This is a genomic window from Acinetobacter sp. UBA3025, assembly GCF_002367915.1.
Classification (GTDB): Bacteria; Pseudomonadota; Gammaproteobacteria; order Pseudomonadales; family Moraxellaceae; genus Acinetobacter.
Genome location: NZ_DFDO01000024.1, coordinates 2,743 through 3,095, shown reverse-complemented (window position 1 = coordinate 3,095; position 353 = coordinate 2,743). Strand labels below are relative to the sequence as shown.

General features: G+C 44.8%; 1 pseudogene. It reads left to right on the top strand.

From position 1 onward, the window contains the following. Nucleotides 1–55: 55 nt before the first annotated feature. Nucleotides 56–353 (top strand): annotated as a pseudogene (locus B4J23_RS01025) (aminotransferase class V-fold PLP-dependent enzyme); the annotation flags it as partial.

Here is a 353-nt window from a genome sequence, read left to right as displayed (position 1 = left end):
CCAGATATGGTTAAATGCCATCATTTTATTGTGTTTCACTCTGAAAGGAAAAATCATGCGCGCGTACAACTTCTGTGCTGGTCCTGCTGCATTACCTACTGCCGTACTTGAAAAGGCTCAAGCTGAAATGCTTGACTGGCAGGGCAAAGGTCTTTCGATCATGGAAATGAGCCACCGTAGTGCAGACTATGTTGCAGTTGCGGAAAAGGCAGAAGCAGACCTTCGCAAACTCATGAATATTCCTGAGAACTATAAAGTACTGTTCTTGCAGGGTGGTGCATCTTTGCAATTCTCGGCAATTCCATTGAACTTGCTGGGCAAAAACAACAAAGCTGACTATATCCGTACCGGTA